Genomic DNA, 16137 nt, shown 5'->3' with positions numbered 1-16137 from the left:
TTTCTTTCATAATAAATATATCCATTGACGGGACCGCGCGTTTTTTTTATAATGAGTACAGTACTAGAAAAACTGAATCAGTACTGGAGGTAACTATGAAAGACAGACTGGTGAAGGCGACACTGGAGGAGATGAAGTCCCGGTCCCTCAAATTTACGATGGACGACCTGGCAAAGAAGCTCCATGCCAGTAAGAGCTCTATTTATAAAATCGTGGATTCCAAGAAAGACCTGGTCCATCTTGTGATGCACTGGGCTATGGAGCGGTTCGACAGCCGGGCGGAGTCCCTCGTCCACGGGAAGGGCTCCGTGAACAGCCGGCTTATGGCGTTCTGCGGCCTTTTCTTTGAGACATTCTGGTACCTGCCGGACGCGGTGAACGAGGATCTCCAGAACCGGTATGAAGATATCTGGCAGGAATGGAACCAATACAGGGAAAGCAAATTCGACGATATGATGGCCCTCCTCAAGGAAGGCGTGGACAGAGGGGAATATCGCAAAGTAAACCTTCCCGTGGTGCGGCAGTGCGTATTTTATGCGGCCCAGGGCCTGACGGATCCCGAATTCCTGAAAGAGATGAACATGACCGGCAAAGACGTGCTGGAGCTTTTGGAAGATATCATGCTGAAAGGTTTGGAAGCAAGGAAAGAACCGGCAGGCAGTACTAACGGGGGAGAGGAAAAATGATGAAGAACTGGAAGAAATGGATATGCGCAGGCCTTCTTGGCACATCCATCCTTATGGCAGGCTGCGGCCAGCAGGCGGCGGTATCCCACCAGGCGCCGCTGGTAAAGACGGTGGTGGCCGGTGAATCGATGAAAGGGGAAAAGACCACCTTCTCCGGCATCGTCCATGGGTACTTCGAATCGCCCCTGGCCTTCCAGACTGGCGGCCGCATCATGGCCCGGTACGTGGACCAGGGCCAGCGGGTTTCTGCGGGAGACGTACTGATGAAAGTGGATTCCAAGGATGCGGAAGAACAGGTGGCCTCTGCCCGGAGTGCCCTGACCTCCGCCCAGGCATCGGCGGACCTGGCCTATTCCACGGAAGCCCGGTACCGGCAGCTTCATGAGGCCAATGCCATTTCCGATCTCACCATGGACCAGGTGGCCAATAAGTCGGACCTGGCCAGGGCTCAGCTGGACTCGGCGCAGGCAGCGCTGGCCCGGGCGCAGAATAATCTGGGCTTCACTCTCCTTACGGCAGACCGGGACGGGGTCATCGGCTCCACTATGTATGAAGTGGGGCAGGTGGTTTCTGCCGGCACGCCGGTGGTGACCATCATCGATGATTCGAGGAAGGATGTCCATATTTCCCTGACAGAAAAACAGTACAAGTCCTACGCCGTGGGCACACCGGCCACGGTGACCTTCTGGGCCCTCCCGGGTGTGACGGTGGAAGGAAAGGTGCGGGATATCGCCGCTTCCCCAAATACGAATACCGGCACCTACGATGCCAAAGTGACGCTCATTGACCCGCCGGACTCCGTAGTCGTAGGCATGACGGCAGAAGTGAAATTCGGCAGCCAAAATGAGGGAGAAGGATTCATGGTTCCCCTCTCCGCCATGGCCACCCAGAGTGAAAAGCCGGCGGTATGGGTAGTCAAGGACAATAAAGTCCATCTGGCAGAAGTGACCACCGGCCGCTACGGAGAAGATACGGTAGAAATCACCGGAGGCATCAATAAAGGGGACCGCATCGTTTCCGCCGGAGCTTCTAAGCTCACGGAAGGGGAAGAGGTGAGAACATGAAAGGGGTGAACCTGGCGGAATGGGCGATTCGCCACAAGCAGATCGTCTATTTCTTCATCATTTCCATCATCATCGGCGGTCTCGTTTCCTACTTCCGTCTGGGCCGCAGCGAGGACCCGAATTTCACCATCCGTGAAATGGTCATCGCCGCTGCCTGGCCCGGCGCCACGGCAGAGCAGATCACGGACCAGGTCACCTATCCCCTGGAGCGGAAGCTGCAGGATACAAAGGGCCTGGACTATATCAAGTCCTTTACCCATGACGGGAAAACCGTCATTTACGTGGACCTGAAGGACAACGTGCCGAAGTCGGAAGTCCAGCAGCGCTGGCATGACGTGAGAAATTCCATTACCGATGTATGGAGTGATATGCCTGCCGGTGTACAGGGCCCCGTCATCAACGACCGTTTTGATGACGTATACGGATCCATCTATGCCCTGACCGGCAACGATTACAGTTACGAAGAAAAACGTAAATATGCGGAAGACATCCGCCGCCGGCTGGTGCTGGTGCCGGACGTGCAGCAGGTGAAACTCCTGGGCGTGCAGGAGCAGATGATTTATGTGGAAATGGACCAGAACAAGCTGGCATCCTTTGGCCTGTCTCCTTCCGATATTTACGGCATCATCAAACAGCAGTCCGCCATGATGCCGGCAGGTACTATCCACACGGATTCCCGGAACGTGGCTATCCGGGTGGAAGGACTCCTGGGCACGACGGAAGCTCTGAAAAATATTCCGATTCATGTGGGTGAGCGGAATTTCCACTTAGGCGACGTGGCGAAGGTCACCCAGACCTACACGGATCCGGAAACATCCCTCATGTATTTCAACGGCAAGCCGGCCATCGGTATCGCCGTAGCCATGGCGGATGGCGGTAATAACCTCACCCTGGGGAAGAATCTCCAGGCCGCCGTGGACAATATGAAATCCGAACTTCCGGCGGGCATGGATGTGGACCTGGTGGCAGACCAGCCGAAGGTGGTCAATAACTCCATTGCCGAATTTACGGAAGCCCTGATCGAAGCCCTTATCATCGTCATGGCGGTGAGCTTCCTGTCCCTGGGCCTTCGGAGCGGCATGGTTCTGGCCATGTGCGTGCCGGTGGTGGTATGTGCCTCCTTTCTTTTCATGAAATGGCGGGGCATCGACCTCCACATCGTATCCCTGGGGTCCCTGATCGTATCCCTTGGGCTTCTGGTGGATGATGCCATTATCGTCATCGAAATGATGCAGGTGAAGCTGGAACACGGCTGCGGACGCATGGAATCGGCAGAAGGGGCCTACAAGGCCTGCGCTGCCCCCATGCTGGCGGGCACCCTCATTACGGCGGCCGGCTTTATTCCCGTAGGACTGGCAGAAGGACAGGTTACGGAATATACGAATTCCCTTTTCTGGGTCATCGGTTCCACCCTTCTCCTTTCCTGGATTGCCTCCATTTTCGTGAGTCCGGTGCTGGGATACCAGTTCATCAAACTGGGGAAGCCGAACCCCATCAAGGTGAAAATCCAGGACAAAGCCTATGGCGCATTCCGGAGAGCCGTGAAACTGTTCGTCCATTATCGGAAGACCGCCATCATCGGCGTAGGGGCACTCTTTGTGTTTGCCCTCATGACGCTGCCCCTGGTGAACCATGAATTCTTCCCATCCTCCGTGCGGCCGGAAATCATTTTGGATGTGAACCTTCCCTCCGGCGCTTCCATCAAGGATACGAAGAAAGTCATGTCCGCCGTGGCAGACAGCCTCTACGGCGATGACCGGGTATCTTCCTTCTCCACTTACATCGGCGATACGGCGCCCCGATTCATTCTCCTCTTCAATCCCCAGGCAGCGGAAGATGACCATGGCCAGATGATTATTGTAGCCAGGGACACCACATCCCGGGACACGCTCCGGAAAGATGTGGAAACCATGCTGGCCGACCGGTATCCGGAAGTCCGGTCCCACACCCGGCTTATCCAGACCGGTCCGCCGGCGGAGTACCCTGTGATGCTCCGTCTCCGGGGCCCGGACGCCGGTAAGACGGCGGCCCTGGCGGAAGAGGCACTGGCTCTGGTGAAACAGCATCCGAACGTCACCAATGCGTCCCTGGACTGGCCCCAGCAGACACCGACCATCCACCTCACCATCAACCAGGATAAGGTGCGGGAACTGGGTATCGATAACTATGCCGTATCCCAGGACCTCTACGTGAAGCTGTCGGGATACAAAGTGGCAGAATCCTATCAGGGAGACCAGCTGGTACCTATTTCCTTCCGCCTGGAAGGAGACAACACGGCCCGCATGGCCAGCCTCTCCTCCCTGCCGGTGCATGTAGGAAATGGACGCAACGTGCCGCTTGGTGAATTTGCGGATATTTCCTACCAGAACGAGACAAGTACTATCTGGCGGAGAAATATCGAGCCCTGCATCACTATCCGAAGCGATGTGACCGGCGGCGTCACCAGCGACTCCGTGGCCTCCGCTCTCTACGACAAGACCCTGAAGGATTTCCGGAATAACCTGCCCGATGGCTACACCCTCGAAAAAGACGGCACCCTGGAACGAAGCGATACGTCCATGGGCCAGATCATGGCCACCCTGCCTATTATGATCTTCATTATTCTCATGGTGCTCATGTTTGAGCTGAAGGACCTCCGTCTCATGGTGATTGCTGCCATTTCAGCGCCCCTTGGCATGATCGGCTGCATCCTCACCCTTGTGGTGACCCAGAAGCCCATGGGTTTCGTGGCTATTATCGGCATGCTGGCCATCGGCGGCATGGTGGTACGAAACAGTATCATCCTCCTGGACCAGATCCGGCAGCATCTGGAAAGCGGCATGGACCCCTACCATGCGGTCATTGAGTCCGCAGTCCTCCGTTTCCGGCCCATCATGCTCACCTCCTTTGCTGAAGTACTGGGCATGATTCCCCTTCTCCCGAACCCCTTCTGGAGCCCCATGTCGGCGGCCTTCATCGGCGGCCTCTCCGTGGCAACCCCTCTGGGTCTCCTCTTCGTACCGGCACTCTATTCTTTCTGGTTCAAAGTCAGGGAACCGGAGGAAATCGTAGAACAGTTCGAAGAAGAAAAGGAAGAAAAAGAGGAACGGAAAGAAGCAAAGAAAAAGGCGAAAGAAGCCCGTAAGAAATAACAAAATCCCCATCCGGTAAACCCGGACGGGGATTTTGTTGTTGTTGTAATGAATCTAAGCGGAAGTTGAATGGGGCATAAGGATTGTGGCGGAAGCTGCACTGTGCTTTGCTTCCGAGGTTGTGGGTGCTTTGGCCGGGGCGTAAAGTACATTCACCGCCAACGGCGGTATACTTGGGGTACTAACGGCGGCGAAGCCGCGGGACCTCAACTCTCAACTCTCAAATCTCAACTCTCAAATCTATCTTCTTCGGCGCAGCCGCTGGACCTCAATCCTTTTCACTCAAATCTCAATTCTGCCATTTTCAGAATCCTTTCAGCCGTTCCGACAGCTTTTCTGCATGGGCCTTGCAGTCCCTGATGACCCGTTCCTTCACGGAGTCCGGGCTCAAACCGGGAATGTAGGCGCAGCCGAGGGTATAGATGGGTTCCTGGTATTCCATGCCGCAGAGCGCTGCGATCTGCTGGAAATTGTACAGGAAATCCTCGATGGGATGGTTATTGGGACCGCCTGTGCGATACGCGCTGGCAGGACTGCCGGTGGTGAAGGAAAGCTGGAATTTCTTCCCTTTGAGTGCCGTGCCGCCGGTGCCGTAGGCAAAGCCATGGGCAAAGACATCTTCCACCCAGTGTTTCATGAGGGCCGGATAAGAATACCACTGGATGGGGAACTGGAAGACAATGACATCGGCGTCCTTCAGCAGTTCCTGCTCCTTTTTCACATCGAATTCCCAGCCGATTTCATCGAGACGGTGGAGCGTAAATTCCGGTCCCAGTTCCTTCAGGGTTTCCAGAATTGTGCGGTTCGCCAGGGACTTGTCCAAATGGGGATGACCGGATACAACAAGAATTTTTGCCATGGTAAAGACCTCCTTACAGGGGTAAATATAACGGATACCATACTGTCCTTATTGTAACACAGGGAAGTAAAGGAAAGATAAAGAGAGACAGGGCTTTGGCCTGTCGGGAAAGTGGTGTCCTGCGGACTGTGATTGAGTGGTTTGGCAGCGGCACTTTGGGGATGAGTCTATGTTTTTAATTTGAGAGGATAACCTCAATCTCAGCCTCGGTCTCGACCTCTACCCCTCCCTGTTTTCCCGAAAGTCAGAAATGGTGAACAGTACCAGGGAAATCCAAATGGCAGCGAAGCCGAAAAGCTGGATCCCTGTAAAGGGTTCGTGGTACAGGAAAAGGCCGATGACCAGGGACAGGCTGGGGGAAATGTACTGGCAGAATCCCAGTACGTTCAATGGCAGGTGGTTTGCTCCGGCGGAGAAGAGGAGGAGCGGTAGGGCTGTCACAATGCCGGCCCCTGCGAGGCACAGGGTGAACTGGCTGTTTCCTGCCAGGAAATGGCTGCTGCCATTCGCCTGCAGGAGCAGCACGCAGCCCAGGGCCAGGGGAAGCACCAGCAGGGTTTCCAGGGTGATACTGATGAAGGGGCTGATATGGAGCTCCTTCTTGGCGGCGCCGTAGAGGGCAAAGGTGATAGCCAGTCCCAGGGAGACCACCGGGAAATGGCCGATAAGGAAACTCATGACCAGGATACCGAGAAAGGCGATGCCGATGGAAATCCATTTCAGCTTTGAAAGCCGTTCATGGAAAAGGAGAACCCCCAGAAATACACTGACAAGAGGATTGATGTAATAGCCAAAACTGGAATCCACGATATGGTCATGGGTGACGGCCCAGATGAACAGGCACCAGTTGGCGGTGATGAGAAGGGCAGCGGAAATCATGAGGAGCCCCCGCTTCCTGTGGGCCATGAGCGCAGAAACGGTGTCCCGGAATTCTTTTTCCTTTTTCAGGAAGGCCAGGACAAGGACCATGCAGACAAAGGACCACAGGATGCGGTGGGCCAGGATTTCATAGGCCCCTACCCCTTCCAGTAGTTTCCAGTACAGCGGCAGTATGCCCCAGAGCAGGTATCCTCCAAGGGCTGCCAGAAGTCCCTCTTTTCTTTCTGCCATGACGCGTCTCCTTTCTTTTTGATGAGAATTATCATACCATTGTTTCTTTTAAAAAGACAGGCAGTTTCTTCATGGACAGGAGGGACCCGGCAGAGAAAGACATAAAAAAAGAGCTGCAGGAAATTCTGCAGCTCCCGGAATTTTCAATTATTCTCCCATGAGGACTTTCTTGTTGTCCGGACCCGGTGTGGTAACGACGATTTTGTTTGGCGTAATGATGAGGGCTCCCTTGGCATCGCAGGCGCCGTGGAACAGTTCTTTAGCCATGGCTTTGAACTGATCCACCACCGGTCCTTCGGTTACGTATTCAGCGGTGCCCTTCACCTGGTACCCTTCGCTTGTCTTCGGATCATAGGCGGAAATGGCAATACGGTGGTTTGCTTCCACGTTGGCCAGGGTCTGCTTCAGGAATACATCGCCCACAGCCAGTTTTCCGTCATCCAGGACAGCCTTGAAGCCCACCGGCACTACATTCGGGAATCCTTTGATGCAGACCGTAGCGATTTCCCACAGGTTATTCTCCAGAATTTTCTTTACATTTTCATCCATTTGGGGAGCCTCCTTATTATTATTATTATTATTATTATTATTATTAAACGACTGTATATATTATAACTCTTTGCGAAGCAGGTTGAAAGGGCGGGTAAAAGGAACAGCACTTGCCAATTTCAGTGAGCTGTTAGGTTTGGCGGTTAGTATGCTTGCGTGTAGAGTCACTCACACGGAGCTGCTGGCTTTTAGCTTCTAGCTGCTAGGAAAACCGGCCAGCCTGCGGCGCTTTCTACATGTCCCATCAGCTATCCTCAGCCCCGTGGGCAGCTCCTTCCCAAGGAAGGAGCCTCCTGCAGAGTCAATTGCATGTTTTATGGCTAGAGTCGTTAGGATTCCAACTGCGGCGAAGCCGCCAATGCACACCAACCTCCCCTCTTTAGAGGGGAGGGGGACCGCTTGCGGTGGAGGGGTGCCATTGGAAGCGTCGCAGGCGGATCCGCTTTCCTAACAGCTAGCCGCTAGAAGCTAGAAGCTCCATTCGGATGACTCTACCCACCAGCACCGAACACCAACAGCTCGTCAAACCGCAATATGGCGGCTTCCCCATCAGCATGCCAAACAGCAAACGCCACTGGAAACTCTGTGCTATAATAGGGCCATCACCAGTTAGTTACTGAAAGTAAGGAGTGATTGCTATGAAATATACAAAAACAGCAGCCCTGCTCTGCGCCCTGTGCCTCCTGGGCGGCGTTTCCCAGGCAGCGGACAAGAAAGTGGACAGCGTGCTGCCCCAGCGGTTTTCCGATGCCATGACCTGGAACCTCCAGAACCGGCCCCAGGACATTACGGTGACCAAGGTGGCTGTCCCCGTGGAGAGCGCTTCCAATAGCTCTGCAGCCCGGAACGGACAGCCTTCCAATCATATGCCGCCAGTGCCGCCTTCCGGCAATGGCACCATGACGCCACCGCCTGGCGGATTCAATCCTCCGGACCATGTGACCCAGGGTACGGCAGCCAGAAATATTACGGAAAATACGGCCATTACGGACCAGGTCTTCGGTTTCACCGGGGATGACGAGAATGCCCTTCGTATCACCGGTGCTTCGGTGACACTGAAGGACGTATCCATCGATAAGCAGGAAGGGAAATCCTCCAGCACCGAAGGTGGCGATTTCTACGGCATGAATGCAGCCCTCCTTGCCACCGACGGGGCCCAGGTGACCATTGAAGACTCCACGGTCCACAGCTCTGCGGCCAATGGGAATGGACTCTTCAGTTACGGCAAAGGCACGAAGGTGGCGGCGAAGAATGTGACCATCACCACCACCAGCCATAATTCCGGCGGTATCCAGACCACCGGCGGCGGGGAGACGGATGCAGAAAATCTCACCGTTGCCACTTCCGGCGATTCCTCCGCCGCCATTCGCTCCGACCGGGGCGGCGGTACGGTGCGGGTGAAGGGCGGTACATTTGCCACCTCCGGCCACGGGTCCCCAGCCATCTATTCCACTGCCGACATTGCGGTGGAAGGAGCCGCTCTCAAAGCACTCCATTCCGAAGGGGCGGTGATTGAAGGAAAAAATAAGATAGCCCTCAAGAACTGCAGCCTCGAAGGCAGCATGGATGATACCCGGGTCATGGGGCAGCAGACCATTAAAGAAGAAAATGTCCACACCGTCATGCTTTACCAGTCCATGAGTGGCGATGCGGAACAGGGGGAGTCTTCCTTCTCCATGGAAGGAGGCAGCCTCACATCCCATAAGGGCGACGTCATTTATGTGACCAATACGGACTGCACCATTCACTTGGACAATGTAAAAATCAAAAACGAAGACAAAGACGGCACCCTTCTCCGGGTTGCCGGAAACAGTGCATCCCGGGGCTGGGGCAAAGCCGGCAGCAACGGCGGCAAGGCGGTCTTTACGGCGGACCACCAGAAACTGGACGGCACCATTGCGGCAGATACCATTTCCACACTCACCATGACTTTGGGTCAGGGGAGTACCTGGAAGGGGCAGGCAAAAATTCTCACCAATGAAAAGGGCAGTTCCAATGACACCGGCATCCACCTCACCCTGGAAAAAGGGGCCCAGTGGGACCTCACCGGCGACTCCACCGTCACCACCCTGAATAACAAAGGGAAAATCAATACCCACGGCTATAAGCTGACAGTACTGAAGAAGTAAACAGGGTACAAAAAAGCACCGATGATCGAGAACTCACCGGTGCTTTTTACGTGTGGTACTTCATGTATACGGATAGAGTCATTGGCGGCGGGGCAGCTAGCTGCCCCGCTCCGGTGACTCTATCCATTACCATGCAAAATGGTACCTTACTTCGTTCCGAAAATGCGGTCCCCCGCATCCCCGAGGCCTGGGAGGATGTACTTGTGCTCATTGAGCTTGCGATCCAGGGAGGCCGTGAAAATCGGCACATCCGGATGGGCATCGTTCACTACTTCTACCCCTTCCGGAGCGGCCACGAGGCACATGAACTTAATATTCTTTACGCCCCGCTTCTTCATCATATCGATAGCAGCCACGGCACTGCCGCCGGTGGCCAGCATGGGGTCCACGAGAATGAAATCACGGTTTTCCACTTCCGGGAGCTTGCAGTAATATTCCACGGGTTTTGCGGTTTCCGGATCCCGGTACAGGCCGATGACGCCTACACGGGCGGAGGGCATGAGGTCCAGCAGGCCGTCCACCATGCCGAAACCGGCACGGAGAATGGGGACAATGCCCACTTTCTTGCCTGCTACCCGTTTACCCCTTGCCTTTTCCAGGGGTGTCTCGATTTCGATATCTTCCAGCGGCAGGTCCCGGGTCAGTTCATAGCCCATGAGAAGGGTGATTTCCTTCAGGAGCCGGCGGAATTCGCCGGAACTGGTGTACTTGGAACGCATGATGGTGAGTTTGTGCTGGATCAGCGGATGGTCAATAATATGAATCTGCATAGGTGCCTCCCTGTAATATACTTATAGAATAAACGAATTTACCGTTCCTATTTTAGCACACCTGCCGATAGAATCCCATTGGTTATACGAGAAGAGTGAAGAGAAAAGAGTGAAGGGCGAAGAATACACTCTTCAGACAAACGGGGAGCACCAAATCCGCAGCATGGATTGAAGGGATAAAGCGGCAAAAGCCGCGGGGCCTCAATTCTCTTCACTCAATTCTCAACTCTATCCTTTACTACATGACAATTCCTCCCATTTGTTGTAAAATGTGATTATTGGACTATGATATCCTAGGTTTATAAGACATTGATTTGAATTCTGAATCCATCGTGAGAAAAGAGGAAATATATGAAACACAGCAAAATCACTGCCCTGCTCTGCGCCCTGGCCATTGCCGGAGTGGGAGCGCCTTCTGTCTTTGCAGAGGATGCGAAAGCAGCACCGGCAGGTGAAGCAGCTCCGGCAGCCGGAGAAACAGCCAAGGCACCGGAAGTGAATTACACCGATGCCCTGCTGAAGGGCCTGTCCCTGACTCTTCCGGATGTAGAAAAATCCGTGGAATCCGGCACATTCAAGAACCTGTCCCCGGAAGCACCGAAGCCCGTCGTAGAGCAGCCTGTGGAACAGCCGGTAGAAGAACCGACTCCGGAACCGGAACCTGAGCCGGAGCCGGAACCGGAGCCCACCCCGGCGCCGGCAGCAAAGTATACAGCTGACCAGGGGGACACGGCCAATGAACTTACCAGCGATGGTACCTACGATGGCCAGACCTACGTTTCCCAGAAAAATAATGAAAATGCACTCCGCGTATCCATGGCCTACATCAGCGCCACCGGCGATATGATTACAAAATCCGGCGACGTGGACGATGTCAATAATTCCGATCTCTACGGAAAGAATGCGGCCCTCCTTGTAAGCCACGGCGGCCACGGCGCCTTCACGAAGGCAAAGATCTCTACCACCGGCAACGGAGCCACCGGCGCCTACGGGTACAGCAAAGGCACCTATATCAATCTCACCGACTCCACCGTAGATACTACAGGAAACTTCGCTCCTGCCGTAGAACTTTCTGAAAAGGCCATGATGAAACTGTCCGGAAGCACCGTATCCACCACGGGCTACGGCTCCCCGGCCATCAAGGTCTCCAAGAACGGCGGCATCCTGCTGGCGGAAAACAGCAATTTCACCACCACCGGCCAGGAATCCCACGGCGTTTACACCAATGGGGATGTTACCATTACCAATGGCACCGTGAACGCCAAAGCTACGAAAGCAGCGGTTATCAAAGGAAATAACACCCTGACCCTCGAAAGCGCTACCCTGGAAGGCAATGAAACGAACTCCGTTCCCTATAATGTGGTCCTTTATGCCGATGAATCAGCCATCGGTACCATGGGCACCCAGCAGTTCAACGCCAAGGACTCCACCCTCATTTCCCATAAGGGCGGCATGTTCTACGTCACCAGCACCCATGGCCGGATTACCCTTGAAAATACGGCTATCCAGCAGGACAATACCCTTCCGGTGCTTACGGTCACCGGTAACGACGGCAGCTTCGGCTGGGGTAATCCCGGAAGCAACGGCGGCCATGTGGAACTGGTCCTCAAGAACCAGAAACTCGATGGAAATATCCTGGTAGACCGCATTTCCGATGTGAACGTGAACCTCACCGAAGGCTCCACCTGGACCGGTGCAGTCCACATCGTTCCGAATGCCCAGAACGGCGATACCTACAAGACCAACGCCGACATCTTCATTTCCGAAGGCTCCACCTGGACCCTTACGGAAGACAGTGAAGCTACCACGGTGAACAACCTGGGCACCATCAATTACAATGGCCACACCATCAAATTGGCCGACGGCACTGTCATGCAGGGCTGAAAATAAGAAATGAAATCCCGCAGGATCATTCCCGCGGGATTTTTTGGTATGTTGGTAAATTTGGCGTATATGTAATTAAAGTTACCGGATATGTCAAATGACAAATGACCTCATCCGTAAATGCGTGCCCCCTTGGAGATGGAAGTCCTGCATAGGACTTCCAAGTTTGGCCTGAAATACAAAAGGCGCTTAGCCTGTCCATAAAAGCGCCTTCCTTATAGGCCAAACGGCGGCAGCCCAAAGGGCAGGGGATAGATCCGCCTCGTAGAGGCGGAAGCTTCGAAGCAGGGTATTCAGAAGGAATGGTTATCTCACATTCAGCGTCTAACCGTTACGGTAATCCATCCTGCGCCTTTGGCGCTTCTCCAAGGGGCTGCATGCTTGGGGTTAATTTCACATACAGTTCTATAAGAATTACGATGTTTGAATTGCACAAATATGCTTGAGACAGAACATTATAAGCTCATAAATGGCTCTATACAAAAACATGCCAACCCGCTATTTATAATCCCCGGCGCTCTATGAATTGTGCGCCGCACCTTCACTCCTAACTCCTCATTCCTAACTCCTAACTTTGAAACTATATGTTATGTAGCACGATTGGCATTGTAATCCAAAATGCGAGAATCTATGTTCTCTATACCTATCCTCTTTCAATTGTGTTATAGTGAGTCATATACAAAAAACAGGGAAGAATCCCAAAATCCATAGAATAAGAAAGGCGGAGTTCGATGAACATTATTGATGAACTGAAATGGCGCGGCGCTGTGAACCAGCAGACCGATGAAGAAGGATTGTACAAACTGGTAGGGGAAAAATCCATTTCCCTCTACTGTGGCATCGATCCCACCGGTGACAGCATGCACATCGGTCATCTCATTCCCTTTATGATCCTGAAGCGGTTCCAGCTGGCCGGCCACCATCCGGTCATCGTTATCGGCGGCGGTACCGGCTCCATCGGCGATCCCTCCGGCCGGAAGACGGAGCGTGTCCTCCAGTCCCAGGAAACCATCCGGCACAATGCAGAATGCCTCACCGCCCAGATGAAGAAACTCTTCGGTGAAGACGGCTTCACCATGGTGAATAACTACGACTGGCTGTCTAAGATTTCCCTCCTCGAATTCCTCCGGGACTACGGGAAACTCTTCAATATCAATACCATGCTGGCCAAGGAAGTGGTGGCATCCCGTCTGGAAACGGGGATTTCCTTCACCGAATTCTCCTACCAGATCCTCCAGTCCATTGACTTCAAGATGCTCTACGACAAGTACAACGTGCAGCTCCAGATCGGCGGCGCTGACCAGTGGGGCAATATCACCAACGGCGTGGAACTGCTCCGTAAGACCGAAGATGTCCATGATGCCTATGGCCTCACCATTCCCCTCATGCTGAAGGCTGACGGCACGAAGTTCGGTAAGACCGCCGGCGGCGCTGTATGGCTGGATCCGAAGAAGACGTCTCCCTATGAATTCTACCAGTTCTGGTTCAACCAGGACGACAGGGACGTGGTGAAATACCTGAAGTACTTCACCTTCCTCTCCCACGAAGAAATCGATGCCCTTGCCAAAGAGGTGGAAGAACATCCGGAACACCGGAGCGCCCAGAGAAAACTGGCAGAAGAAGTGACCCGCTTCGTCCATGGGGACGAAGGACTGGCGCAGGCAGAAAAAGTAACCCAGGCCCTCTTCTCCGGCAACATCCAGGAACTCTCCGGCGACGAAATCGAAGGGGCCTTCCGCAACACCAAAGGCGGCGAAGTCCATGAAGCGCCCATCAATATCGTGGAAGCCCTCGTAGAAGCAGGCGTAGAAAAGTCCAAACGCCAGGCCCGGGAAGACGTGAAGAACGGCGCCATCCGGGTAAACGGGCAGCAGATCCGCGACATCGAAGCCAATGTCACTGCCCATCCGAATACAAATGGCAAGTTCATCATCATCCGTAAAGGAAAGAAAAACTACTTCTCCATTGAAGTGAAGAAATAAGTTAGATGATCGGAAGCCCTGAAAAGCAAACGCTTTTCAGGGCTTTTTTTCGTGGGAAAGGGAGGGACAGATCGAGACCGAGATCGAGGATGAAATCTGCCAGCGACTAAGCCGCAGAATGAATTACCGTAACACAAGCAGCTTAGTGTAAGAAAATCCGTAAGAATGCAGCCTTAGAGAAGAGGCGCGCCAAAGGCGGAGGATGGATAGCGGCTTTGCCGCAGTTGGAATCCGGATAACCGTCATGCCAGAACCGCAGCATTGGCTTATGCAAGCCTTCCCCAGACCCGAAGTGCGCCAGGGGAGGTGCCCGAAGGGCGGAGGATAGATAGTTGGAATCAGGCGGCGCTGCCGGAGATCCCCAATCTGTTAAACAACTCCATTTCAATTCGCAACGCCCAATTTCACCATTTCTTTACTCCTTTAAAGTACCATAAAAATGACCACTTTTGCATAAAAATGACCACTTTTGCACAAAAAGTGGAAAGAGGATTTTCGTTTTGGTATTGTATGGGCAGATGGGAGCGGGAAAATCCCGGCAAGCGAAAAGGGCGCGAGCCGGTATTTCGTCCGCCTTCACCCGGGAGGTCCGGAATGGAAAGGGTTCAATTCCGGATGGTCCGGTTGTATGGGCCCCAGCCACTGGAGAATGGCAGGGACCACAGCATTATTTTTCACTCTGTGCATAACCTGCACAGGAGTAAGGATCTGTGCATTATTAAGCTATTCATATGATGGCCTGATGACATAATTCCAATCAGGATGAAATTCATTCCTTAACAGATTAATGCCAGCAAATTCCTTGTCAGAAACTTTAGTGCCTTTAGGGTAGACTGCGGTATCCGCTTTACACCGAACCACAAGCCCATTATCGGTAGTTGTTGAAGCGATCAGATTAACGATAATTTCAAGCGTTTCCAAAGGACGGCCTCGCCAGTTCTTTGTAATTTGGCTGAATAGTCGATGCTCTATTTTATTCCATTTGGATGTTCCGGACGGGAAGTGGCAGACTTCGATTTCAAGGCCACTTTCATCAGCAAATTTTTGCAGCTCAAATTTCCAAAGCCGGCTATGGCTTCCATTGCTTCCACCACCATCTGCCGTAATTAACAGACGGGTTGCTTCAGGATATCGTGGTTTACCCATCTCATCCCACCAGGAGCGGATCGAATTCACTGCGAACTGCGCAGTATCTGAGCTTACTCCCACATTCACAAACCCTTCATTGGCTGCAATATCGTAAACGCCGTAAGGAGCAGCTTTTCCCTTGTCAGGAAGAGGAAAGTCATGGTCAAGAACGTTTACCGGATTTCCTTTTTTGGCATATTCGGCTCCGCTATTTTTGAAATTTCCAATGTTTTCCTTTTTCTTACAGTCTATGGAAATAACAGGAAACCCGTTTTCCATGTATTCTTCAGCAGTTTCGTTGATGTGCCGGAACTGTGCGTCCCTGTCTGGGTGCTGGCTTCCAACCTGGTTCATTTTTTGATTGATTTGGAGGCTGTAACCCATATCTTTCAAGAGGTATCCGATTTTACGATATTTAATCTTATAACCACGGGCATTCATTTCCGCTTCGAGGTTACGCAGGCTCTTTGTCGTCCAACGCAAAGGTCCTTGGGGATCTCCAAAAGTGGAATTTTCCATAAGGCTTTCAAGTGCTTCTATAATTCCCGGCTGAGTAACCTCTATGGGCTTACGACCGCCGCCTTCCCTTCGGATACGAGGGGAAGGTGCATCTTGAGATAAATAGGGATGTTCAGAATTCAGATCTTTTATGCCATTCGTTATGGTTACCCGGGATACGCCAGTGGCTTTGCTGATAGCAGTAATTCCACCGTGGCCGAGTGCTTCGGCTTCAGAGGCCAGATATACTCGTTTCTGCGCCTCGTTAAGCAGTGGAAGCATCTTATTGATTTTATCTACAGGGACTTCTTTAACCATGCTGATTTCCTCCTTGGCATCAGCATAGC

General features: G+C 53.1%; 11 protein-coding genes. 6 read left to right on the top strand and 5 right to left on the bottom strand.

The window, feature by feature from the left end:
• Positions 1–95: 95 nt before the first annotated feature.
• From ACFWUL_RS09255 to ACFWUL_RS09245, 3 genes are read left to right on the top strand one after another with little or no spacing between them, the layout of a single operon-like run.
• On the top strand, positions 96–686 hold the full coding sequence (locus ACFWUL_RS09255; protein ID WP_416177076.1) for a TetR/AcrR family transcriptional regulator: 591 nt from the start codon (positions 96–98) through the stop codon (positions 684–686).
• Positions 683–1750: an efflux RND transporter periplasmic adaptor subunit gene (locus tag ACFWUL_RS09250; protein ID WP_416177075.1), complete on the top strand. Its 1068-nt coding sequence runs from the start codon at positions 683–685 to the stop codon at positions 1748–1750. Before ACFWUL_RS09255 ends, ACFWUL_RS09250 begins: the two co-directional genes overlap by 4 nt.
• Positions 1747–4881 carry an efflux RND transporter permease subunit gene (locus ACFWUL_RS09245; RefSeq protein WP_416177074.1) on the top strand — a complete coding sequence of 1045 codons (3135 nt, stop codon included), beginning with the start codon at positions 1747–1749 and terminating at the stop codon, positions 4879–4881. Before ACFWUL_RS09250 ends, ACFWUL_RS09245 begins: the two co-directional genes overlap by 4 nt.
• Positions 4882–5185: 304 nt before the next feature.
• Here ACFWUL_RS09245 and ACFWUL_RS09240 read toward each other — a convergent pair whose 3' ends face one another.
• From ACFWUL_RS09240 to ACFWUL_RS09230, 3 genes are all read right to left on the bottom strand, one after another.
• The gene (locus ACFWUL_RS09240) at positions 5186–5740 is read right to left on the bottom strand and encodes an NAD(P)H-dependent oxidoreductase (RefSeq protein WP_416177073.1); all 555 of its coding nucleotides are present in this window, start codon (positions 5738–5740) and stop codon (positions 5186–5188) included.
• A gap of 219 nt (positions 5741–5959) precedes the next feature.
• A complete protein-coding gene (gene rarD, locus ACFWUL_RS09235) occupies positions 5960–6850 on the bottom strand; it encodes an EamA family transporter RarD (RefSeq protein ID WP_297020991.1) in 891 nt (296 codons plus the stop codon).
• Positions 6851–6997: 147 nt separating this feature from the next.
• Positions 6998–7399 carry a pyridoxamine 5'-phosphate oxidase family protein gene (locus ACFWUL_RS09230; RefSeq protein ID WP_297020996.1) on the bottom strand — a complete coding sequence of 134 codons (402 nt, stop codon included), beginning with the start codon at positions 7397–7399 and terminating at the stop codon, positions 6998–7000.
• A gap of 638 nt (positions 7400–8037) precedes the next feature.
• Between ACFWUL_RS09230 and ACFWUL_RS09225 the strand changes: the two genes are divergently transcribed.
• Positions 8038–9528, top strand: a complete 1491-nt coding sequence (locus tag ACFWUL_RS09225; RefSeq protein ID WP_416177072.1) for a hypothetical protein — start codon at positions 8038–8040, stop codon at positions 9526–9528.
• Positions 9529–9674: 146 nt separating this feature from the next.
• On the opposite strand, the gene upp is transcribed toward ACFWUL_RS09225, so the two are convergent.
• Positions 9675–10298 (bottom strand): uracil phosphoribosyltransferase, encoded by a 624-nt coding sequence (gene upp / locus ACFWUL_RS09220; RefSeq protein ID WP_416177071.1) that lies wholly within the window; start codon positions 10296–10298, stop codon positions 9675–9677.
• 351 nt (positions 10299–10649) lie between these two features.
• Between upp and ACFWUL_RS09215 the strand changes: the two genes are divergently transcribed.
• Together ACFWUL_RS09215 and tyrS are read left to right on the top strand one after the other, a co-directional pair.
• Complete coding sequence (locus ACFWUL_RS09215; protein WP_416177070.1) at positions 10650–12182, top strand: hypothetical protein; 1533 nt, start codon at positions 10650–10652, stop codon at positions 12180–12182.
• Positions 12183–12913: 731 nt separating this feature from the next.
• Complete coding sequence (tyrS, locus tag ACFWUL_RS09210) at positions 12914–14164, top strand: tyrosine--tRNA ligase (RefSeq protein WP_416177069.1); 1251 nt, start codon at positions 12914–12916, stop codon at positions 14162–14164.
• Between the two features lie 723 nt (positions 14165–14887).
• On the opposite strand, the gene ACFWUL_RS09205 is transcribed toward tyrS, so the two are convergent.
• Entirely contained in the window at positions 14888–16108 is a 1221-nt protein-coding gene (locus ACFWUL_RS09205; protein ID WP_416176873.1) for an ISAzo13 family transposase, read from the bottom strand.
• Positions 16109–16137: the final 29 nt, after the last annotated feature.

It is taken from the genome of Dialister sp. (genome assembly GCF_047832375.1).
GTDB lineage: Bacteria > Bacillota > Negativicutes > Veillonellales > Dialisteraceae > Dialister.
The sequence above is the reverse complement of the archived record's forward strand: the minus strand, read 5'-3'. Positions and strand labels throughout refer to the sequence as shown.

Bases quoted from the DNA above. Each gene is read 5' to 3' on its own strand.
- rarD (WP_297020991.1), bottom strand. From the start codon at position 6,850: ATGGCAGAAAGAAAAGAGGGACTTCTGGCAGCCCTTGGAGGATACCTG.
- ACFWUL_RS09205 (WP_416176873.1), bottom strand. From the start codon at position 16,108: ATGGTTAAAGAAGTCCCTGTAGATAAAATCAATAAGATGCTTCCACTG.
- upp (WP_416177071.1), bottom strand. From the start codon at position 10,298: ATGCAGATTCATATTATTGACCATCCGCTGATCCAGCACAAACTCACC.
- ACFWUL_RS09215 (WP_416177070.1), top strand. From the start codon at position 10,650: ATGAAACACAGCAAAATCACTGCCCTGCTCTGCGCCCTGGCCATTGCC.
- ACFWUL_RS09250 (WP_416177075.1), top strand. From the start codon at position 683: ATGATGAAGAACTGGAAGAAATGGATATGCGCAGGCCTTCTTGGCACA.
- ACFWUL_RS09230 (WP_297020996.1), bottom strand. From the start codon at position 7,399: ATGGATGAAAATGTAAAGAAAATTCTGGAGAATAACCTGTGGGAAATC.
- ACFWUL_RS09225 (WP_416177072.1), top strand. From the start codon at position 8,038: ATGAAATATACAAAAACAGCAGCCCTGCTCTGCGCCCTGTGCCTCCTG.
- ACFWUL_RS09245 (WP_416177074.1), top strand. From the start codon at position 1,747: ATGAAAGGGGTGAACCTGGCGGAATGGGCGATTCGCCACAAGCAGATC.
- ACFWUL_RS09255 (WP_416177076.1), top strand. From the start codon at position 96: ATGAAAGACAGACTGGTGAAGGCGACACTGGAGGAGATGAAGTCCCGG.
- ACFWUL_RS09240 (WP_416177073.1), bottom strand. From the start codon at position 5,740: ATGGCAAAAATTCTTGTTGTATCCGGTCATCCCCATTTGGACAAGTCC.
- tyrS (WP_416177069.1), top strand. From the start codon at position 12,914: ATGAACATTATTGATGAACTGAAATGGCGCGGCGCTGTGAACCAGCAG.